Raw genomic sequence first — 21,320 nt, 5'->3', positions numbered from 1 at the left:
TTGTATTTAGTTGATTATGATTCGTGCCGGTTAGATTCTGAAATGACTGATCCCGGCTTGTAAGTTGGCAGCTAAGTTGGTCAGGCTCTGACAGGAAAGGTATATCTCATCAATAGAGGCGGTAAATTCCTCAATTTCTGAATAAGCGTTGGCTGCTTGCTCAGCAGTACCCTGACTTACGGCGCCAATTTCTTGAACACCGGCAACAATTTGGTGGCTGCCCCCTGCCATTTGCTGAATGGAGGCTGCGATAGTGGCCACTTGTGCTGAGACTTCGCTTATGCTGATTAAAATGTCATTAAGGCCGTAACCTACTTTGTTGACCGCATCGATTCCGGTACTAACATGAGCTTCTTCTTGGTTCATAGCCATGACAGCATGAGCAATATTTTCTTGATTAACGACCACCAAAGCTGTGATTTCCGCTGTGGCGGCCTTTGCCTTTTCAGCCAGTTTGCGCACTTCATCAGCAACAACGGAGAAACCACGTCCGTGTTCGCCGGCTCGTGCAGCTTCGATAGCTGCGTTTAAGGCTAGGAGGTTGGTTTGATCCGTAATACCGCTAATAGAACGAGCGATGCCCGCTATTTGCTCAGAACTGTCAGCTAACATATTAATGGCATTTTTTACGGTTTGAGTGCTGGTATTGATATTGTTCATTTGTTCCATAGCTTGAGTCAGAGAACCTTGCCCCTCTTCTGTAGTCAGAGCGGTTTTGGCTGTAAGTGCAGTAACACGCTGGCTCGATTCTGCGACCATTTGAATATTGGCATTAATTTGCTCTATGGCTGACACAGTTTCGCTGACAGAGGCAGCTTGTTTTTCTGTACCTGCGGCAACTTCTGTAACAGCTGCAGCAATATGCCCGGAGGCAATGGAACCTTGTTTGGTAATGGCATGGAGTTGATGAGCAGAGGAATTGACTTCTTGAGAAGAAACTGAAACTCTGCTGATTAAAGCAGCAAGACTAAGGATCATCTGATTAAAAGCCTCAGCCAGTTGTCCAATCTCATCTTTGGATTGAAGGCTGATCTGCTCTACTTTAAGATTACCTGCAGCTAGTTCTCGAACACTGACCAGCATCTTTTGCAAGGGTTTGGACATAGCTCGTGCTACTAAGGCGCCAAGGACAGAGGCAAGGACAGCAGCGGTGATGGGGAAGCCAAATAACATTATTTCTGCATTTTCGAAATTAAGGTTTTCCCGAACAATGGTACTCTTGGCTTTCTGAGTACTGAATTCTACCAGTTGGGGAAACAACGTATTTATGTCATCAATGATTGGGGTTATGTTCATAGAATAGCGGCTATAGGCTCCGGCGTGATCATTTTGATTCATGAGAAGAATAACCTGCTGCCATTCCGTGTCGTAGTTTTTTAAATCCTCTCGTACTTGAGCCAGCTTGGAAATTTCAAAGGGCTCTTTGGCCAGAGGGGTGTAATTATCTAAGGATTCATTAATCAAGCCCATTAATACAGATGTCTGAATAAGCAGGTTCTGCTTTTGAGCCGAGTCCAGAGGGGCTAATAATAGTTCAATATTGACACTTCGGATCATGCGAACATTGGCATTAGCTTCATTAATTAACTTCACTGCCATTAAGGAGTTATCATAGACTTCATTCATGGCTACCTTGGCTTGACGATAATAATAGTATCCCATATAACTCAAGCCAAGCATAAAAATAACCATGACCAGGACTAAGGCGTTTATCTTATAGAAGGTTTTCCAGTTGGTAAACCATTTGAGGTTCAGCCTCTTCATTTTTATCCCCCTATCTCAGTAAATATGAGTTACCTCCCATAGCCTTTACTTCTTTCTTAATTTGGGCGGCCCGTTCAGATACGAGTAAGGGTGTCCAAGCTTGGTCGGCGGCGTTTATGACCAGGCCAGCTAAAGCAACGCTGAGGTGTTCGGTCCCGGTTATTAGTTGGGAAGACTCATTAAAATGTTTGAGTATGTCAACAGCTAACCTTTCTAAATTAGAAGGTGAGGAAATAGTAATAAAGTCATCACCGCCAATATGTCCTACAAAGGTATCTTCAGAAAAGTTTTCGGAAGCATTGACCAAGACCTCACTTAACATTTTGATAGCTTCGTCTCCCTGCTGAAAACCATAGCGATCGTTATAATATTTAAATTTATTTAGATCCACATAAATGAGGCCAAAGGTTATTTTTCGATCGAGATACAGCCGGATTTCTTGGTCAATACGCAAATTGCCGGGTAAACCTGTGAGCGGGTTGGCTCCTCGCGCTATTTGGATTTGGCGTTCAGCCATTGTCTTAATCAAATTGGCAACGGAAACCATCCCGATGGGTTTGCGCTGATTAGCCACTATGATGCCATCGTAGATTTGGGAACCGGAACGCTGCATAGCAATACTTGACACCACTTCTAAAGGAGTGGTGTCTTCTACAATTAAGGGATTGGTATCCATTAGGATTGAAACTGTGCGTTCCAGATAGAGTGTGACTCCGTAGCGTGTGCCGAGAGCAGCAAAAAGCTTGTCCCGCTGCATGACCCCAACTACGCGAGAGTCTTCGGTTATTCCCACCAGCCATTGATGAGGGTGTTCGCGAAAATAGGTCTCGACTTCATTAACCAGGGTATGAGTCGTGAAAAGCGGCAAAGGTTCAACCATGGACAGGACGGAATTTTGTTCTAGAGTTTTCAGACGATGTTTAGGATTTAGTATGCCCGTGATGTCCGGGTTAATCTCCCCTCGTTGGAGGGATGGTCTCGCTACAAAGTATCCCTGTATGTAATCTACACCTAATTGTACAACAGTGCGCATTTCCTCAGTGGTTTCAACCCCTTCGGCGATGATGCGGCAGCCGATCCGCTTGGAAAAGGTCACAAAGGTTTCCAGCAAAGCCCATTTAATAGGGTCGGCATTGACTCCTTTAATTAAAGAGCGGTCAATCTTAAGGAAATCCGGGTGCAGTTCGGCAACAGACTGCAGAGAGGAATAACCAGCACCTACGTCATCCAGGGCAATGAGGTAGCCTTGATTTCGATAGTGATCCAGTGCATCCCGGAAGGTGGCATAGTCTTCAATGGCACTGCGTTCCGTGATTTCCAGCACGACGTCGGAAGGAGTCAAACCTCTTTCACTAAGCAATTTTCTAGTATGCCCTGAGGCAAACTCAGGATCTATAAGAACTAGAGGATTAATATTTAGGAAGAGTCGTTCATTATCTTGGGCAATTGCAGGAAAGGCAGCAATGGCCTGGCGCCGGCAAATAGTTTCAATAGGATAAAGCTGACCAATCTTTTCTGCAAAGGGGAAGAGGTCAGCAATATTGTTAAAACATTTGGATTCCGGCAAACGGGCCAAGGCTTCGAAACCAAAGACTTCACCGCTGCCAGAATCAATAATGGGTTGAAATGCGGATTTTAAGTGTTGGTCAGGTTCATCAATGACTTTAGCAATTTCCCGGCGTCGGGCAAAAAAATTAGGATCAGGTTCGGATTTATTAAGGAGAAAAGCTTCTTTGACTGCGGCATACAGCAAATAATCCGGACTCCGGCCAGGCTCGTTAAGGCATTGAGCAATACCTGAACGTAGGCTAATCTTTTCATTAACCAATTTCCTTATTCTGCGATTAAATCGTTCTTCCAAAGGTTTAATCCAGTATTCACTGACTTCCGTTATGTTCCAGGGGATCGTCTTGCCCGGGATAAAATAAACAACGAAATCATCCCCGCCTCGACTTTCAAAATGAGAATACAGGTAGTGCTTGCGTTGTTTTTTCATAGTTTGACTTATTTCTCGCTCAATTTCGTCTAAGATTAGTCTGCAGGTTTTATAACCATAGCGAAATTCCACCTCCTGAAATTTAACGATATCAAGATATAATACCCAGACAATTTTGTCCTCTCTAATTAAACGGTATAGTTTTCGTTGGCTTATATCCACGGACTTAAACATATGCAAACTCCTTCTTGATCATAAGTCGTAAAATTAGCCTGGTTATGTACATCCTTATTTAATAATAAGGGCCTAATGTAAAGCTATAATGAACGGAATATTAAGTTCATGTTAAATTTATCCTCTGATTGAATGATTTGTATTAATTCTAATAAGTTTAAAATTAATAAATATTAATAAGTAAATATGTTAAATAATTCACAAGAAAGTAGATAACTTTAATTTAACAGTAATCCCTGGATTTTTAACAAAGGAATAATGGTTTCTTTACAGTCGTCACTTAAAATTATTGATAAGAAAGTTTGCTACTACTAGTGCTGAAAAGTAGAATTTAGTTTTATTAGAAAGGTGGGGTTGACTATGAATGAAAGGATTATTGGTCAGACACTTGGTAAAATGACAAAGTTAATTCTTGCTTCCGCCGGTCCCTTGCAATATTTTCTTGATTCCCCTGGCGCTACTCATGTTCAGTGTCTGAACCAAGCCTATAAGGTTTTACAAAGTGACGGCAAAGGGGAAGCAGCTCGATTTTTTCATAACCATCATGCCATGCTGACGAAAGGCTTATATTGGGCGGATCGCGGCTGGAAAAATGTCAATCATTTTTACATCCATCCTGAAAAGCAAGGAATCATGGGTTGGCCGGGTGCGGTGACAGAGTGCCAATCCTACTTCAATAAAGCTTTGTCATTATTCCCCAAGGACGCTGATAAAGGAATGTTTTTCTTAGGGGCGGCTTTGCATTTAGTTCAGGATGTTTGTGTCCCTCATCATGCTCTGGGAGCTGTCTTTGACGGGCATAAAGAATTTGAAACTTGGGCCACTCAAAACTGTGAAGCCTTCAAGGCAAAACGTGGTTTGTATTTGTCCTTTTCTCACCCGGCCCAGTGGATTGAGCATAACGCCCGTTATTCAGGACCTTTATATCCCCTAGTTTCTTTAAAACATAACAGCACTGAAAAAAGTTACAGAAGGGCATCGGAATTATTAATTCCCTTGACCATCGCTACTTCTGCAGGATTTTTGGATCTTATTCATAACCGCATCAAAGATGAGAGGAAGGGATAGTGTTGAAGCAGTTGAGGATTCTGGTTTTTTCTGCGGGATTTGGGAACGGACATTATAAAGCCGCAGAGGCGGTTATCGCAGCCATTAAAGCCAAAGAACCGTCGGCAGAGATTACTCATCTTGATTTTGGGGATTTTCTCAGTAAGCGTTTTAATGCTATGGCGAAGAACCTCTATATTGAGATGATTAAACATACTCCGAAACTTTGGGGTAAATTTTATGATACAACGGCTAAATTTCATCCCGACTCCAGGATTCAACGATTTTTAAAACAATTAGGGCGCAAAGAATTTCTTAAGTTTATTCAAGATCTTTCCCCGGATATGATTGTCTGTACTTATCCAACGGTCTCTTCTATACTAGCTCAGCTGAGATCGGAACAAATCCTGCAAGTTCCTCTGGTTACGGTGATAACCGATTATACAGCCCACAGCCATTGGATTCATCCGGGGGTTGATCGATACATGGTTGCTTGTAAGGAAGTAAAAGAGATTCTGTTGAGTTGGGGAATCCGGGAACAATCGATTCTGGTGACAGGGATTCCTGTCAATCCGAAGTTTGAACTGAAAACAGAACGTGTAAACCTAATTAACAAATTAGGCTTAAACCCGGATATACCCATATTTCTCCTTATGGGTGGTGATTATGGGGGAGTAAAAACCACCAAACGAATTTGCACAAAGTTGTCCAATTCTGAAGTACCCATTCAATCGATTGTTGTATGCGGTAAAAATAGTAAGCTGTATAAATCATTAGCTGATGTAAGCGGCCAATCACCCAATCCCATGATCCGTTTGGGATACGTTCATAATCTTGAAGAACTTATGACAGTTTCCAATTTGATAATTACCAAAGCAGGCGGGTTAACAGTCACAGAGGCTCTAAAAAAACAATTGCCTCTCCTAATATATAAAGCCATTCCAGGTCAGGAAGAAGCAAATGCTGAGTTTATTCTTCGTTCAGGGGCCGGGCAGACCGCTAACTCCGAAAAGGAGTTAATGGATTTTATAAACTACTATTTGAATAATCCGCGAGTCATCGAAAGAATGCGAGTAAGAGCAGCCGTTGCTGTACCGTCTCAGTCAGCGGAAAAAACAGTAAATGAAATGTTTGAACTGTTATTAGAAAGTCAAGCCAGCCGGATTTCTTAATTAAGCTTTCTTAACAATCGGCCTTATTATTTAACCTTAATTTTACCTTCAGTTCATTAAGATTTTACATTTGTCAATTAGAATAAAGATGTTGGATGTGAATTTTAATTGAGCAAAGGGGGGGCCTTATTGAGGGGAGTTTTATTATGGCCAATATTTTAGTTATAGTAGACGAACTTAAGCTCCAAAAAGACTTAAGGATAAGTTTAGAAAGAGAAGGTTTTCTAGTTACTTCTGCTTCCGGCGGAGAACAAGGGGTTGAAATAGCTAAGAAAGAAAAACCTGATCTGATTATCCTCGATCTAGCGTTACCTCTGCTGAATGGATTTGATGTTACGAAAACACTGCGCGCTCACAAAGATACTGAAGCTATCCCAATTATACTACTAAGTTCCAGCAGTGATGTTACAGACAGAATTGTCGCCTTGGAACTTGGCGCTGATGATTATTTAACCAAACCCTTTAGTCCCAGAGAATTGGCCGCAAGAATCAAAGCTCGCTTAAGAGAGGTTCATCGAAAAATGGAAACGAAGGATAATCTTCTGCGCTGGGGCGATTTAGTGATCATGAAGGAAAGCTATACGGTTAGCTTAGCCGATCAGCCATTGAATTTAACCGTCAAAGAGTTTGAACTCCTGGTTCTTTTCGTATCGAATCCATACCAAGTTTTTAGTAGAGAATATCTGATCCAAAAGGTCTGGGGCAGCCTTTCCAGTTCAGGTACCAGAGCGCTGGATGTCCATATCAGTCATCTGCGGAATAAACTGAAACCGTTAGGTCCGGTCCTGGATTCAGTCCGCGGAGTGGGTTACACCTTTACACACAGGCATAAAAATTGAATTTTAACGCAAACTTTACATTATATTCATTGGGACTTTACAGAACTCAATTATAATCAGACTTGTACATGAGAAAAAAATTAAGGGGGAAACAAAATTGTTTAGATCGAAATCCAAAATTGCTCTTGTCAGCACCGCTCTTATTGCTTTATTAGTTCTTTCCGGATGCGGAAAAACCGCTGAACAAACTCCAGAAGCTTCATCCAATAATTCAAACACCGCTACAACTATTGACAAGAAAACCATTTCTTCTGCCGGTTCAACAGCTCTCCAACCTCTGGTCAAATTAGCTGCTAATGAGTTTATGGCAAAAAATGACGGCGTTCAAGTAAACCTGAGCGGCGGCGGTTCTATGACAGGCTTAAACAATGTTGCCAGCGGTTCCATTGAGATCGGCAATTCAGACGTTATTACTCCTGATGAACTAAAAAGTGCAGGATTGGTTGACCATCAAGTATGCGTTGCTCCTTTCTTGCTGATTGTTAACAAGGACGTAACCATTGATAACATAACCAAAGCTCAGGCAGCTGATATCTTTACCGGAAAAATAACCAACTGGAAAGATGTGGGGGGTCAAGACGAAAAAATATCCATTATTGGACGTGCAGCATCTTCCGGAACCCGTTTAAATGTTGAAAAGATTGTTATGGACGGTCAAAAGATGACAGATGCAGCAGCAGCTCAAGATTCTACAGGCAACTTACTCACCGGCGTCGCTAATACCCCGGGAGCTATCGGCTATATTGATGCTGCTTACCTAAAAGACACTGTTAAAGCCTTAAAATTCAATGGCGTAGCCTTTTCACCGGAAGCCGTGATGAATGGTGATTATCCTATCTATTCCTATGAACACATGTATACCAAAGGTGAAGCTACCGGAACTGTTAAGCTCTTCTTGGATTACATCATGAGCAACGAATTCCAAGATAAGTTTGTTGAGCAAACCGGTTTTATCCCCGTTAGCAAAATGAAGAAGTAAATTAGCCTCACTACATTTAAATATAAGTAGTAAACCGAGATCAAGCGTTCTCATTTCGACTTTTAAAGTGGGTGAGAACGCTTGTGTCTTTTGCTGATTATGTTAATTAGGTCGTTATAACTTAACCTGAACTTTACATTCGCTTAATCGTTAATTTACAGACATGAGTTAAACTTATTACATGCTAAATTGTTAGGTTGTGTAAAGCCATGCTGGCATTTAGCTTTGCAAAATAATCTGGAGGTGTGACAGATTGCCTCACCATAAATCAAAGGTCTATTATAACGATCGCATATCAAAATACTTATTTATTAGCAGCGCAGTATTAGTCTCCTTAATCATCCTCTGTATCATTTGGTTCGTAGGCATGCAAGGTCTTTCCATGTTTAAAGAAGCAAGTGTCTTAGACTTTTTTACGAGCAGTAAATGGAGTCCGGATTCCGGTCAGTATGGCGCTCTGACCTTTGTAGTCGGCTCCATCGGAACTACTCTTATCGCCATTCTTTTAGGAGGACCTTTGGGATTGGCTGGAGCTGTTTTTCTGGCCGAGATTGCCCCACCCTGGATACGAAAGATTATGCGTCCTGCCACGGATCTTTTTGCTGGGATTCCCTCGGTAGTCTATGGTTATGTGGGTATTACCGTCGTCGTAGGTTTTACCCGGGATATTACCAAATCCGCCACAGGGTACGGGATGCTTGCTGCAGGTATTGTCTTAGCTGTTATGATTTTGCCCACCGTGATCAGTCTTTCTGAAGATGCTTTGCGCTCCTTGCCGAAAACCTACAAAGAAGCTTCCCTAGCCTTAGGAGCTACGCGCTGGCAAACCATTCGCAGAGTTCTTGTCCCGGCGGCATCTCCGGGGATTTTAACAGCGCTGATTCTCGCTATGGCCAGAGCCATAGGAGAGACTATGGCTGTCCAGATGGTCATCGGTAATTCCCCTCGTTTTCCTGATTCTTTAGGAAGCCCTACATCTACGCTCACAAGCAATATTGTCATGGAAATGGGCAATACCCCTTATGGTTCAACTTGGAATAACGGCTTATTTATGATGGCTTTTCTTCTCTTAATAATTGCTCTGATTATGATTATTCTTGTCCGCACAGCTTCACGAAAGGGGGCAGTCCGATGAAAGCTCGTCGAGCAGATCGCCTTGCCAGTGTATTTCTTTGGGCGGGAGCCTTCCTCATTGTTGCTCTGTTAATCGCTTTTTTAGGTTTGATATTAGGACGAGGGCTTCCTTATTTATCTTGGGAATTCTTTAACGGACCTGATGGAGTGAGAGGGCAATTATTTAATTCCTTCTATATATTGTTTATGTCTTTGGCTTTTTCCCTGCCTATTGGTTTAGGGGCAGGAATTTATATGGCAGAATATGCGCCAAAGAATAAGTTTACAGATCTGATCCGTTTAAGCACAGAGAGTTTGGCCAGTGTACCATCCATCGTTTTTGGTCTCTTTGGCATGATTGTCTTTGTGAATATGTTTGGTTTAGGATTTACCATCTTAGGAGGATCAGCCACACTGGCTTTATTGAATTTACCGATTTTAGTCCGTGTTACGGAAGAATCCTTGCGGGCAGTGCCCCGTAGTTACAGGGAAGCCAGTTTAGCTTTAGGGGCTACCATGTGGCAAACCTTACGCAAAGTTGTTTTGCCTACCGCTTTGCCGGGCCTGATTACGGGAGTAACTCTCGTCGCCGGCAGGGCCTTGGGAGAAACTGCTATCTTGATTTTTACGGCAGGCATGAACGTATCCCGAAAACTCTTTGATGTGAATCCTATGGCAGCCGGAGAGACCTTAGCCGTTCATTTATTTGCAGTTAAATCTAATCCTTTGCCAGGCACCAATGCCGATCAAATTGCTGACGGTACAGCCGCTTTATTAATCATCATGGTTATCTTCTTCAACCTTTGTTTAACATTACCAAGTCGTTGGCTGCAATTTCGTCTACTCGGCAAAAAAAGAGCTTAAAGGTTAGAAAGTGAGATTAAGGAGAGTTGATATGGATAAAATTGTGGTCAATAACCTAGACCTCTTTTACGGTGAGCAACAGGCCTTAAATAATATATCCCTCACGATGAAGGAGAAAAGTGTCACCGCGCTTATCGGCCCTTCCGGCTGTGGTAAGTCCACTTTCTTGCGCACCCTTAATCGTATGCAGGATTTAACCCCGGGTGTAAAGATCATAGGGCAGGTTAAGATCGATGGCCAGGATATTTATGATGCTGATACTGATGTGGTTTTGCTGCGTAAGAAAGTAGGCATGGTGTTCCAGCATCCCAATCCCTTTCCAAAATCCGTCTTTGAAAATGTTGCCTATGGTCCGCGAATTCATGGGGAAACGGACAAACGAAAATTAAGTGAGATTGTTGAAAGCAGTTTAAAAGACGCCGCATTATGGAATGAAGTGAAAGACCGTTTACATGAGTCAGCCTTAGGACTCTCGGGGGGACAGCAGCAAAGACTTTGTATCGCGCGCCTTTTAGCCGTTGGTCCGGAAATTTTGCTTATGGATGAGCCTACCTCAGCTCTGGACCCCATTTCAACCATGAAAATTGAAGAACTGATTGCAGAATTAAAAGACAAATATACTATTATTATAGTGACTCATAACATGCATCAGGCTTCCCGGGTTTCGGACAGAACCGCGTTCTTCTTGAGCGGGGATTTAATTGAAGAAGATGTGACAAGTATTCTCTTTACTCGGCCCGCTAAGAAAAAAACGGAGGATTATATTTCAGGCCGGTTTGGATAATGTCTGGATACTGAACGTAAGATAGAGTTAGAGAGGAGGGTCTAATAGTGCCAACACGTCAAAAATTCGATCATGAATTGGTGGATTTACGTTTGAAAATCTTAGACCTTGGAAGAATTGTGAATGAACAAATAGGCCTTGCAGTCACCTCCATGGTAAATCAAGATTTGGAGTTAGCTAATGCTATTGTTGTGAAAGACTTAGAGATTAATGATTTGCAGGCAGACATTGAAGAGCAATGTATTTTATTAATTGCAACTCAACAGCCCATTGCGAGGGATTTGCGCAAGCTTGTCGCTGGTTTTAAGGTCTCAATGTATCTGGAGAGAATGGGGGATTTATCCGTCGATATCGCCAAAATAACCATCCGAATCGGTCGCGAAGAGTTAATTAAACCACTCATTGATCTGCCCCGCATGAGTACCTTAGTGCAGGAAATGATAACTGTCGGTTTGAAGGCCTATGTGGATGAAGACTGTGGAGCTGCGGCAGAAATGGCCCTAATGGATGATAAAATAGACAAAATCTATGCTGGTGTATTTGGGGAACTCAAAGCAATTATGATGGAAGCACCCCATAAAGTAACCCAAGCAAACTACCTGCTCTTTGCCAGCCGCTTTTTAGAGCGTTTAGGGGACTACTGCACAAATATCGCCGAAGAAATTATCTTCATCTGCAACGGCAAGCGCATGGATTTGAATGAATAGATTTTAAAGTAAGTAAAGGAAAACCTATAACTATGCTGAAGGCATTAGTTATAGGTTTTTGTACTTCTTAAAAGAAGCGCCGACCCGGGAGCACTCTTTTCTACAAAACTCTATTCCATAAATTTACTATGTGACTGTAAGCACACCAAATACCATGCATATTTGCTAAACTACCTCAGAAAGATAATACAAGCAGTACTTTCTGGGGGAATAAACATGAAAAACTTAGGATTTAAACTTGAACATTGTCGTCCCAATTGTCCAAAATCAGTACGCAAGTGGGATGAGCTTTATGAAACCTTAAATCATAAATTAATAGATTTAAATTTGTATACAGTACAAGAAGAAAAGTTTAGTCCTGTACTTCATCATCATCTTCCGAAAATTGCTATAGCAGGCTGTCCTAATGGCTGCTCTCAGCCGGATATTAAAGACTTTAGTATTTCAGGGTATGAATCTCCCCGAATTAGCGATAACCCTTGTTTACAATGCGGTGCTTGTGTTAAGGGATGTTTAGAAAATGCCATTACATTAGTTCCCGAGGGTGTCATCATCCACAAGGATCGCTGTCTTGCCTGTGGGAATTGTCAAAAGGTATGTCTGTCAGGAACAATCGCTCCAGGAGAAAGTGGCTGGAATTTACGAATCGGAGGTCGGGTGGGGAGGCATCCTCGTTTTGCCACCTTTGCAGGGCAAGCTTTGACAGATGCAGAAGTGATTGCATGGGTAACAGATAGCTTAGAAGATTATATTAAACAAGGATTGCCACATGAACGATTAACTCACTTCCTCGAAAACAGAGCAAATTCAATCCAGGGATTGAGAGCGAGCTGCCCGTTCGTGAATCCAAGTCCGTAAATTCTCCATATCTAATACCGTAATTGTTTTCTTTTGTATTTCAATGAGTTTAACTTCCTTTAATTCGGATAATATCCGGCTAACAGACTCACGGGCGAGACTGCACATACCTGCCAGTTCTGTGGCAGATAAGGGAATGGTAATGGTCACACCATGCTTGGAACTCTGACCATGTACATGGGCTAAAGCAAATAATTTAGCACCTAAACGCAAACGGGCATCACCTAATGATAAGTTGCGAATTTGTCGGTAAGAACGACGTAAATCTAAAGCAAGTTCTTTGATAAAAAGCCAAAGTAAGGATGGATTGCTTTCCAGATATCGTTTAAAGATTTGCTTATCGATGGCCAATACATCTATCTCTTCGATACAAAGGGCAGCATGGGGATAGGGTTTGTCGTCCAAGACTACCTCGGGGAAAAAGATGGGGGGATTGATGACGCGAATAATCTTCTCCGTAAACTCGCCCATTAAGTAAAGCCTGACCCTTCCCGCAATGAGAAAATAGACTGTTGTTGCTTCATCCCCGGCAAAATATAAGTATTGTTTTGGTGCAAAATGACGAATTCGTCCGTGAGCAAGGCAAAAATCAACAAATTCCGGAGGCATAGTTCCGGAAAAGAATTGGCTTGCTAAGATATCCCTAAGTTGTTGCTCTGTTATCATTATATCCTCCCAACTATTTTAAACCATCATTACGCCGGCTGAAGATTTCTATACACAGGGCATAAAACAAAACTAATTAGTATATGATTAAGCACATGCAATTATGAGCTGCCTTTGCCGCTAAGTTAACAAGTGCAAAGCCTATCTGCATGTCTCTGGCCAAGTTTCTCTACATTATAGCACAATTCACGGATAATTTAAGGAAAAGCTGGGAAATCACAGGTCAAAGCAAACTAACACAATTTTACAAGCATATGATTCATATTGCAGGAGAAAACTAGGGAGGAATTCACTCTTAAATGTACAAAAAGGGAGGATTATAATGGGAGCTCACAAGAAAGTGTCACGGCCGAAATCACCGGTAACGGTTAGAGATCCTCATTATTCTGAATTTGATACCCAGAAGGAACGTAATATTCAAAAACCAATTTCAAGTCGATAACTTTATTCTTTCCAATAAATCAATTTTGAGAAGTGAGGTTTCCCCACTTCTCTTTATAATTTTTTTCTAAAAAATAGTAAATAAATTTTGCGAAAAGAAGGATTTATCTAATATTAGTCGAATAATCAAATAACATCAATAATTCTGAATTAAATTAGACTTAAGAATCAAAACAATCTCTTGACAAAGGGTGAAGTAAACTGGAACAAAGTTGGCTATATAATTTCTTAATTATGGCTATATTGACTTATTGATCACTCGATGCTAGTCTTAATTTGTGAGGAACGGTAAACATAAAAAAGCTTGTGCAATTTATTACGTTTACGGCCTTATTTTAACTAGAATTAAAAAATCTTAATATGTGAAACAAATATTAATTTGTGCCTTTTTATACTAACGGGAGTTTTCTTATCCGGGTATTATTGCTGGTAACTCTGCTTAGCCTGCGTCTAGTCAGAGTCTACAATACATGTGCTGGAAAATAAATTCCTTCTCACGCTTTATAGGGGGTGTTAGAAAAAAACTGTATTAAAAAATGGAGAAGGACTTTATGAGTCAAAGATCCTAAGTGTGTGAGACTTAAGGCATTGTTATCAAAAGTCATATTCTGTAAGTATTAATTTTGTTGCAGTAAGGAGGAAACAGTGTGAATATTGTCGTTTTCATCAAACAAACATTTGATACTGAGGCAAAAATCGTACTAGATGCTAACGGTAAAATCGATACCAATGGGGTTAATTTAATCATCAACCCTTACGATGAGTATGCGATTGAAGAAGGAATCAAACTCAAAGAAAAATTCGGTGGCGAAGTAACGGTCGTAAGCATGGGAGGTCAACGTGCCCAAGAAGCTATCCGCACTGCTTTGGCAATGGGGGCAGATAAAGGTGTGTTGGTAAGCGATCCCGGAGAAGGCATCGACGAATTTAGTGTAGCTGAGATCCTGGCTAAGGTTGTTAAAGACATTCCCCATGATATCGTTTTAGCCGGACGTATTGCTATTGATGATGGTGGAAGCCAGATTCCTGTTCGTGTAGCGGAAGCATTAAGCATTCCTTCTGTCAGCAGTGTTCTTAAACTCGAAATTGCTGGAACTCTAGCAACAATTACTCGTGAAATTGACGGTGGAACTGAGTTAATCGAAGTTAGCTTACCAGTTGTCGTTACTGCTCAAAAAGGTTTAAACGAGCCCCGCTATCCATCTGTTGCCGGTATTATGAAAGCAAAGAAAAAACCATTAAAGACAATGACCCTTGCCGATCTTGGTTTTAGCGCTGGAGATCTGAAAATGGTTATTAATCAATACAGCCTGCCTACCCCTCGTAAGGCCGGACGTAAAATCGATGGCGACGCTGCCCAAGCAGCCAGTGAATTAGCAAAACTCTTGCGCGAAGAAGCTAAGGTTCTGTAAAGGAGGAATAAAAATGGCAAAAGGAATTATGGTTGTTGTTGAACAACGCAATTTGCAAATTCGTAAAGTTTCATTAGAACTTCTCAGTGAAGCCCGTAAAGTTGCGGACCAAACCAGCGAGTCTGTTGTAGCTGTTGTGCTCGGCCAAGGCATTGACGAGCTTGTTCCAACCCTTGCTGCCGCTGGTGCTGACAAAGTCATCGTTGTAGACGATGCTAAGTTGGCTGAATATACGACAGGTGCTTATACTTCCGTACTCAACAAGATCATTCGTAAAGAAGAGCCTCAAGCTGTGTTAATCGGAAATACGGCTGTTGGTAAAGACCTTGCTCCTCGCTTGGCACAACGTCTTGGTGTTGGAGCAGCATCTGACTGCACAGGAATGGAAGTTGATTCTGCTAACTTCTTAGCATTCAAACGCCCAGTTTATGCAGGTAAAGCATTTGCTCACGTTACTTCCAACGTACGCCCGATTATGGCTACCATCCGTCCTAATACTTTCCCTGTAACTCCTCCGGATGCTTCCCGTCAAGCTGAAGTTGTTAAAGAAGCAGCAGAGATTGATGCAGCAGATTTGACAGCCATTCTTAAGGAAGTAGCAGTTGCAGCTTCCAAACGCCCTGAACTTACAGAGGCTAACATCATCGTTTCCGGCGGACGTGGTATGAAAGGTCCCGAGAATTATGTTATTCTCGAAGCATTGGCTGACGTCATTGGTGCGGCTGTAGGTGCTTCCCGTGCTGCAGTCGACTCAGGCTGGAAAGAGCATAAATTCCAAGTTGGACAAACAGGAAAAACCGTTGCTCCAACCCTTTATATTGCCTGCGGAATCTCTGGTGCAATCCAGCACTTAGCAGGTATGGGCTCTTCTAAATTCATTGTAGCTATTAACAAAGATCCAGAGGCTAATATCTTCAACGTAGCAGATTATGGTATTGTCGGAGATCTATTCGAAGTAGTACCGCTGCTTACAGAAGAGTTTAAAAAGCTGGTTAGTGAATAAAAATTGAATAACGAATTACTTAAGCGAAGCGCCTACCCAGGCGCTTCCTTAATAGGGTAAGGAGAGAGAAGAATGGCAACACGTGAAGTGTATTGGAATATTGAAGGACATCATTGGCTTTACTTATTCTTTATCATTGCACTTGCTATCTTTGCTTATGGAGTGTATAAGCGTGTTAAGCTATGGAAACTAGGTCAGCCTGAAAATCGCTGGAAAGAAGTTTGGCCGGGGATTAAAGACGTGCTGGTTTATACCTTTGCTCATAAACGGATCTTTAAGGATTCCTTCCCTGGCATGATGCATGCAGGTATATTCTATGGGTTCTTATTCTTAGCCTTCGCGACAGCCATCATTACCCTTCAGGCAGATTTCTCCATTCATCTTTTCCACGGTTGGCTTTACCTCTTTATTAAAATCACAGCCAACTTGTTTGGACTGGCTGCTCTTCTTGGCATCGTTGTTGCGGCTTGCCGAAGATATATTCAGCGCCCGGATCGCCTCGATAATAAAACGGATGATGGGATTACCTTAGCTCTGTTATTTGCAATTCTCTTGACAGGATTTCTTATCCAAGGAGCTCGTATCGCTGTATTGCCAGATCCTTGGGCTGATTATGCATTTATCGGTCTATGGTTGTCTTTTCCTATCAAAGCGTTACTTAACGAAGCTCAAATTTTATCCTTGCATGTATTCCTCTGGTGGTTCCATCTCTTCTTGGCAATGGCGTTTATCGCTTATTTTCCATACTCCAAACTGTTCCATATCTTACTGGGGCCTCTCAACCAGTTCTTCCGCAACCGGGGACCGATAGGTATCCCTGAACCTATTGATTTTGAAGATGAGAGCCTGGAGACCTTTGGCAAGAGCCAATTACGTGAGTTTTCCTGGAAGACATTGTTTAACACGGATGTTTGCCTGCGCTGCGGACGCTGCCAAGATAACTGTCCTGCTTACTTAAGCGGCAAACACTTAAGTCCTAAACGAATCATTCAGGATATGCGAGTTTTGATGGAAGAAACAGGGGAAGCACTTCTAGGAAAAACTAAAGTTATGGCACAAGCCGCGGACCAGGAAGCTGCTGCTGCCAGTGAAGCTGGAGAGATGGAAGAGTGGACTGGCCGAGCGCTCATTGGCGAAGTTATCCCTGAAGAGGACCTCTGGGCTTGTACAACCTGTCGTTCCTGTGAACAGCAGTGTCCGGTCTTCATCGAGCATGTTGATAAAACCATTGATATGCGCAGGAACCTCGTACTTATGGAAACACGTTTCCCGGCAGAAGCTCAATTGGCCTTCAGAAACATGGAGAATAACGGTAACCCATGGGGTATTGGCTGGACGACACGTGCGGATTATCTGACCGGTCTCGGGGTCAAAACCTTTGAAGAAGATCCGAATGCAGAATATCTGTATTGGCCCGGCTGCTCAGGAGCATTTGACGCCCGAAATCAAAAAGTTTCCGCAGCTCTTGTCAAGTTGTTCCAAACTGCAGGTGTCAGTTTTGCAATCCTTGGTAATGAAGAGAAATGTTGCGGTGACTCCGCTCGTAAATTAGGTAACGAATACTTATTCTATTCCTTAGCCACTGAAAATATAGAGGTTATGAATGGATACGGTGTTAAGAAAATCATTACCCAATGCCCACACTGTTACAACTTCTTAAAGAATGAGTATCCTCAACTTGGCGGTAACTTTGAAGTGATTCACCACAGCGTATTCCTCTTAGATTTAATTAAGTCCGGCAAATTGAAATTGACCAAGTCAGATAGAAAAACAGTAACCTATCATGATTCTTGTTACCTGGGCCGTTATAACGAGATCTATGCACAGCCTCGAGAACTGCTTAAAGCGGTTGGTCTAAACATTACTGAAATGTCCCACACCGGTGAGAAGAGTTTCTGTTGTGGTGCCGGCGGAGGCCGTATGTGGCTTGAAGAGCACGAAGGTCAACGAATCAATGAAATGCGTACAGATGAAGCTATCGCGGTTAACCCTGATTATGTTGGTACTGCTTGCCCATTCTGTTTGACAATGATTAATGATGGTATCGCCGCTCGTGAAGCAGGAGAAAAGATGAAAGCATTGGATATCGCCGAAATCTTAGAAAAAGCCCTATAATTTTGCTGTTAATTTTCAGAATAATTATAATAGAAAGTTTAATTTAAATAATTAAACAAAACAATCAATTAAATTAAGACTAAATATTAAAGACCAACTGAAACAAAACAGTTGGTCTTTAATATTGGAATTTAAATTTTAATACATAATATAATACCGATTAAACATTAATTTCCATTTTTAATTCCATTAATGCTGTTTTACAGAAATGTAAACTTTACTTCATAGCTTCAAAAATTATAAAGAAGTGTGATTTAACCCCTAAGATAGACTATGGTATAATTAGATACTTTAATAGCAAAGTTAAAGATCATGATGTTACATAAAAAGGAAAAAAATAGATTAGATAATCTATAATATTAGATAAAATTCAGTAATTAAATCTAATAAATTCTTTGTAATCGATTTTGCAAGTTTTTTTCTTTTTAGGGAATTATAAATTTGAAAGTTCAACACACCAGACACAGATATTTCCATCTTGGATAACTATGATTTGCTTAGGAAAATTATAGAAAGTATACTAAATTGCAGAGCAGGAATTTCTTTTGGCTTACAGAATAGTGTTTTAAAAGTAATCTTTACATTAACAATGCAATTTTTGATGAGGAGGAAACCATATGAGTATAAAAGTAGGAATCAATGGATTTGGCAGAATTGGCAGGCTTACACTGCGGGCATCCCTTAGTCAGTCTTTTCCTTTCGAAATTGTTGCAATTAATGATTTAGGCAGTCCGGATTTATTAGCTCATTTGTTTAAATATGATTCTGTTCATGGGGTGCTGCCAAACCAAGTCGAAATCAATGACAAAAACATGGTAATAAACGGTCAAGAGATTCAAATTTTTGCCGAGAAAAATCCAGCAGATTTGCCGTGGAGACAACTGGGAGTTGACATTGTCATTGAATCAACGGGACGCTTTACCAAACGTGATGACGCCGCCAAGCATCTTGATGCAGGAGCAAAAAAGGTTGTTATCTCCGCTCCGGGTAAAAATGAGGATATCACCATTGTCATGGGAGTTAACGAACAACTTTACGATCCCAATAAACACCATATTATTTCCAATGCATCTTGTACCACAAATTGTTTGGCCCCTATAGCCAAGGTTTTGCTTGACGAATTTGGTATTGAAGAAGGAATGATGACTACCACACATTCCGTCACCAATGATCAGCGGATCTTAGACTTGGAGCATAAGGACTGGCGCAGATCAAGAGCCGCCTATCAGTCTATGATACCTACGACCACAGGTGCGGCCAAGGCAGTTTCTTTGGTTATACCGGAATTAGAAGGCAAGCTAAAAGGTTTGGCGGTCAGGGTGCCAACACCTAATGTTTCTTTAGTGGATCTGGTTGTCCGCTTAAACAAAACAACCAGCAAAGAAGAAATCAATTCTGTTCTCAAGGAAGCTGCAGCCAATAGGATGAAAGGGTATCTGGAATATACCGAATTGCCTTTGGTTTCTCATGATTTTTATGGAAATCCGGCCAGTTCCATTGTTGATGGTTTATCGACCATGATGGTTGGAGAGCGGATGGCTAAAGTCTTAGCTTGGTATGACAATGAATGGGGTTATTCAAATCGAGTTTTAGATTTAGTAAAGCATATTGTAGGAAAAGGTCTGTAATTCGAAGGAGAAAACGATGAGAAGAACAAAAATTGTTTGTACCATTGGTCCGGCAAGTGAATCTGAGGAAAAAGTTCAAGCTCTGTTAAACGCGGGGATGGATGTGGCCCGTTTAAATTTTTCTCATGGTACCCATGATGAACACCGGAGCAGGATTGAAGTTTTACGTCAAGAAGCAGCTAAAATGGGAAAACATTTAGGGATTCTTCTGGATACTAAAGGCCCGGAAGTTCGCACAGGTAAAGCTCCTGATGAAGGAATTATCCTTAAGAACGGAGCGGAGTTTATTTTAGATACAGATCTAAGCCTGGGCAATCAAGAGAGAGTAGGAATTACTTACACTGATTTGTGGCGAAAGGTGAAACCTGGCAGTCACATTCTTATTGATGATGGTCAGCTTGACTTGGAAGTAACTTCTGTGGAAAAAGAAACCATTCGAACGGTTATACGCAACGGGGGAGTTTTAAAATCCCAAAAAGGGGTCAATACTCCTAATGCCCTCATTGACTTGCCCGCTGTAACGGAAAGGGATATCGAGGATATCAAATTTGGGATTTCCCAGGGAATCGACTATATTGCCGCATCCTTTACCCGCAAGGCCGCCAATATTTTAGATGTGCGCAGGGTCGTCGAAGAAATGGGAGCCGATGTGCATATCATCGCTAAAATTGAAAGCCGGGAAGGCATAAACAACCTGGATGATATTCTTGAAGTTGCCGATGGCTTAATGGTTGCCCGGGGAGACTTAGGCGTGGAAATTCCTGTTGAGGAAGTACCTATTCGCCAAAAGGAAATGATCCGTAAATGTAACTTATTAGGCAAACCAGTGATTGTGGCAACTCAGATGCTGGATTCCATGATCCGGCAGCCCAGACCCACCAGAGCAGAGGCTAGTGACGTAGCCAATGCTATTCTGGACGGAACGGATGCCATTATGCTTTCTGGGGAAACGGCAGCAGGATCATATCCTGTGGAAGCTGTTGTCATGATGGATAAAATATCCCAGCAAATTGAAAAAAACTATGTAAAGCAACAGTCTACCAGGCATAATCAACTCAACGTTGCCGAAGCTATTAGCTTTGCCAGCTATACCATAGCCAATGATCTAAAAGCAGCAGCTATCTTGACACCGACGCATTCAGGTATGACTGCACGTATGATTTCTAAATATCGTCCGGCAGCAACTATTGTAGCTGCTACGCCTTTTGCCAATACCGCCAGAAAATTATCTCTGCAATGGGGAGTCCGGCCTATTTTAGTTCCTGAGAGTTCAGGGACGGATGAAATGTTGGCTGTAACCTTAAATACATCCTTAAATCAAAATTTCATTCAGGCTGGGGATGTGGTGGTAATCACTGCCGGCGTACCTATCGGCAAGGTTGGCTCAACGAATATGATAAAAGTACAAATCATGGGCAATATCTTAAGCAAAGGATTTGGGATTGGGCGAAAATCCTATTCTGGGTTAGCTCGTAAAATCAAATATCCCGAAAAGGATGAATTCAATGACGGTGAAATTCTCATCACCGAAAGGACCGACTCCCGTTTTGTCGACATGATTTCCCGGGCAGGTGCTTTAGTCGTTGAAGAGGGCGGTTTAACATCCCATGCGGCCATCACGGCTTTGCAGTTTGGTATTCCTGCCATCGTTGGGGCTAAAGAAGCCTTTTCTAAAGTGATTAACGGTCAGACTTTGACTGTGGATGCTTTAACAGGTATGATGTATGAAGGTTCGGTAAGTATCCTTTAAGATGATTA

General features: G+C 41.8%; 17 protein-coding genes. 14 read left to right on the top strand and 3 right to left on the bottom strand.

Annotation, left to right across the window (positions count from 1 at the left end; translation table 11 throughout):
• Positions 1–30: 30 nt before the first annotated feature.
• Both DESOR_RS15620 and DESOR_RS15615 read right to left on the bottom strand, forming a co-directional pair.
• The gene (locus tag DESOR_RS15620; RefSeq protein ID WP_014185546.1) at positions 31–1,764 is read right to left on the bottom strand and encodes a methyl-accepting chemotaxis protein; all 1,734 of its coding nucleotides are present in this window, start codon (positions 1,762–1,764) and stop codon (positions 31–33) included.
• A gap of 10 nt (positions 1,765–1,774) precedes the next feature.
• Complete coding sequence (locus tag DESOR_RS15615) at positions 1,775–3,934, bottom strand: EAL domain-containing protein (RefSeq protein ID WP_014185545.1); 2,160 nt, start codon at positions 3,932–3,934, stop codon at positions 1,775–1,777.
• A 360-nt stretch (positions 3,935–4,294) separates the two neighbouring features.
• On the opposite strand from DESOR_RS15615, the gene DESOR_RS15610 reads away from it, so the two are divergent.
• From DESOR_RS15610 to DESOR_RS15570, 9 genes are all read left to right on the top strand, one after another.
• Positions 4,295–5,002, top strand: coding sequence for a zinc dependent phospholipase C family protein (locus DESOR_RS15610; RefSeq protein ID WP_014185544.1), 708 nt, complete (start codon positions 4,295–4,297; stop codon positions 5,000–5,002).
• Between the two features lie 2 nt (positions 5,003–5,004).
• Positions 5,005–6,153: a UDP-N-acetylglucosamine--LPS N-acetylglucosamine transferase gene (locus DESOR_RS15605; protein ID WP_042331305.1), complete on the top strand. Its 1,149-nt coding sequence runs from the start codon at positions 5,005–5,007 to the stop codon at positions 6,151–6,153.
• A 146-nt stretch (positions 6,154–6,299) separates the two neighbouring features.
• Positions 6,300–6,992 carry a response regulator transcription factor gene (locus DESOR_RS15600; RefSeq protein WP_014185542.1) on the top strand — a complete coding sequence of 231 codons (693 nt, stop codon included), beginning with the start codon at positions 6,300–6,302 and terminating at the stop codon, positions 6,990–6,992.
• A 97-nt stretch (positions 6,993–7,089) separates the two neighbouring features.
• Positions 7,090–7,971: a phosphate ABC transporter substrate-binding protein gene (locus tag DESOR_RS15595; RefSeq protein ID WP_014185541.1), complete on the top strand. Its 882-nt coding sequence runs from the start codon at positions 7,090–7,092 to the stop codon at positions 7,969–7,971.
• A 253-nt stretch (positions 7,972–8,224) separates the two neighbouring features.
• Entirely contained in the window at positions 8,225–9,106 is an 882-nt protein-coding gene (pstC, locus tag DESOR_RS15590; RefSeq protein ID WP_014185540.1) for a phosphate ABC transporter permease subunit PstC, read from the top strand.
• On the top strand, positions 9,103–9,948 hold the full coding sequence (pstA, locus tag DESOR_RS15585; protein WP_014185539.1) for a phosphate ABC transporter permease PstA: 846 nt from the start codon (positions 9,103–9,105) through the stop codon (positions 9,946–9,948). The genes pstC and pstA overlap by 4 nt, the downstream gene beginning before the upstream one ends.
• A 31-nt stretch (positions 9,949–9,979) precedes the next feature.
• Positions 9,980–10,732 (top strand): phosphate ABC transporter ATP-binding protein PstB, encoded by a 753-nt coding sequence (pstB, locus tag DESOR_RS15580; protein WP_014185538.1) that lies wholly within the window; start codon positions 9,980–9,982, stop codon positions 10,730–10,732.
• Between the two features lie 47 nt (positions 10,733–10,779).
• Complete coding sequence (gene phoU / locus DESOR_RS15575; protein WP_014185537.1) at positions 10,780–11,439, top strand: phosphate signaling complex protein PhoU; 660 nt, start codon at positions 10,780–10,782, stop codon at positions 11,437–11,439.
• A 216-nt stretch (positions 11,440–11,655) separates the two neighbouring features.
• Entirely contained in the window at positions 11,656–12,297 is a 642-nt protein-coding gene (locus DESOR_RS15570; protein ID WP_014185536.1) for a 4Fe-4S dicluster domain-containing protein, read from the top strand.
• Here the strand turns inward: DESOR_RS15570 and DESOR_RS15565 are convergent.
• Complete coding sequence (locus DESOR_RS15565; protein WP_014185535.1) at positions 12,247–12,963, bottom strand: Crp/Fnr family transcriptional regulator; 717 nt, start codon at positions 12,961–12,963, stop codon at positions 12,247–12,249. The genes DESOR_RS15570 and DESOR_RS15565 overlap by 51 nt on opposite strands.
• 1,088 nt (positions 12,964–14,051) lie before the next feature.
• On the opposite strand from DESOR_RS15565, the gene DESOR_RS15560 reads away from it, so the two are divergent.
• The 5 genes from DESOR_RS15560 to pyk all read left to right on the top strand — a co-directional run bounded on the left by DESOR_RS15560 (position 14,052) and on the right by pyk (position 21,312).
• On the top strand, positions 14,052–14,816 hold the full coding sequence (locus DESOR_RS15560; RefSeq protein WP_014185533.1) for an electron transfer flavoprotein subunit beta/FixA family protein: 765 nt from the start codon (positions 14,052–14,054) through the stop codon (positions 14,814–14,816).
• A gap of 13 nt (positions 14,817–14,829) precedes the next feature.
• Positions 14,830–15,819 (top strand): electron transfer flavoprotein subunit alpha/FixB family protein, encoded by a 990-nt coding sequence (locus tag DESOR_RS15555; protein ID WP_014185532.1) that lies wholly within the window; start codon positions 14,830–14,832, stop codon positions 15,817–15,819.
• A 72-nt stretch (positions 15,820–15,891) separates the two neighbouring features.
• Positions 15,892–17,934, top strand: a complete 2,043-nt coding sequence (locus DESOR_RS15550) for a heterodisulfide reductase-related iron-sulfur binding cluster (protein WP_014185531.1) — start codon at positions 15,892–15,894, stop codon at positions 17,932–17,934.
• Between the two features lie 617 nt (positions 17,935–18,551).
• Positions 18,552–19,562: a type I glyceraldehyde-3-phosphate dehydrogenase gene (gene gap, locus DESOR_RS15545; protein ID WP_014185530.1), complete on the top strand. Its 1,011-nt coding sequence runs from the start codon at positions 18,552–18,554 to the stop codon at positions 19,560–19,562.
• Between the two features lie 16 nt (positions 19,563–19,578).
• Positions 19,579–21,312, top strand: coding sequence for a pyruvate kinase (gene pyk, locus DESOR_RS15540; protein ID WP_014185529.1), 1,734 nt, complete (start codon positions 19,579–19,581; stop codon positions 21,310–21,312).
• The last annotated feature ends 8 nt before the right edge of the window (positions 21,313–21,320 follow it).

Source organism: Desulfosporosinus orientis DSM 765 (assembly GCF_000235605.1).
GTDB lineage: Bacteria > Bacillota > Desulfitobacteriia > Desulfitobacteriales > Desulfitobacteriaceae > Desulfosporosinus > Desulfosporosinus orientis.
Note: the sequence above shows the minus strand (reverse complement) of the source record. Positions and strands in the feature narration are given on the sequence as shown.

What these genes read in the sequence shown, in the direction of transcription:
- DESOR_RS15565 (WP_014185535.1), bottom strand. Translation starts at nt 12,963, where the DNA reads ATGATAACAGAGCAACAACTTAGGGATATCTTAGCAAGCCAATTCTTT.
- pstB (WP_014185538.1), top strand. Translation starts at nt 9,980, where the DNA reads ATGGATAAAATTGTGGTCAATAACCTAGACCTCTTTTACGGTGAGCAA.
- DESOR_RS15570 (WP_014185536.1), top strand. Translation starts at nt 11,656, where the DNA reads ATGAAAAACTTAGGATTTAAACTTGAACATTGTCGTCCCAATTGTCCA.
- DESOR_RS15620 (WP_014185546.1), bottom strand. Translation starts at nt 1,764, where the DNA reads ATGAAGAGGCTGAACCTCAAATGGTTTACCAACTGGAAAACCTTCTAT.
- DESOR_RS15555 (WP_014185532.1), top strand. Translation starts at nt 14,830, where the DNA reads ATGGCAAAAGGAATTATGGTTGTTGTTGAACAACGCAATTTGCAAATT.
- pyk (WP_014185529.1), top strand. Translation starts at nt 19,579, where the DNA reads ATGAGAAGAACAAAAATTGTTTGTACCATTGGTCCGGCAAGTGAATCT.
- pstA (WP_014185539.1), top strand. Translation starts at nt 9,103, where the DNA reads ATGAAAGCTCGTCGAGCAGATCGCCTTGCCAGTGTATTTCTTTGGGCG.
- DESOR_RS15615 (WP_014185545.1), bottom strand. Translation starts at nt 3,934, where the DNA reads ATGTTTAAGTCCGTGGATATAAGCCAACGAAAACTATACCGTTTAATT.
- DESOR_RS15550 (WP_014185531.1), top strand. Translation starts at nt 15,892, where the DNA reads ATGGCAACACGTGAAGTGTATTGGAATATTGAAGGACATCATTGGCTT.
- gap (WP_014185530.1), top strand. Translation starts at nt 18,552, where the DNA reads ATGAGTATAAAAGTAGGAATCAATGGATTTGGCAGAATTGGCAGGCTT.
- DESOR_RS15600 (WP_014185542.1), top strand. Translation starts at nt 6,300, where the DNA reads ATGGCCAATATTTTAGTTATAGTAGACGAACTTAAGCTCCAAAAAGAC.
- DESOR_RS15610 (WP_014185544.1), top strand. Translation starts at nt 4,295, where the DNA reads ATGAATGAAAGGATTATTGGTCAGACACTTGGTAAAATGACAAAGTTA.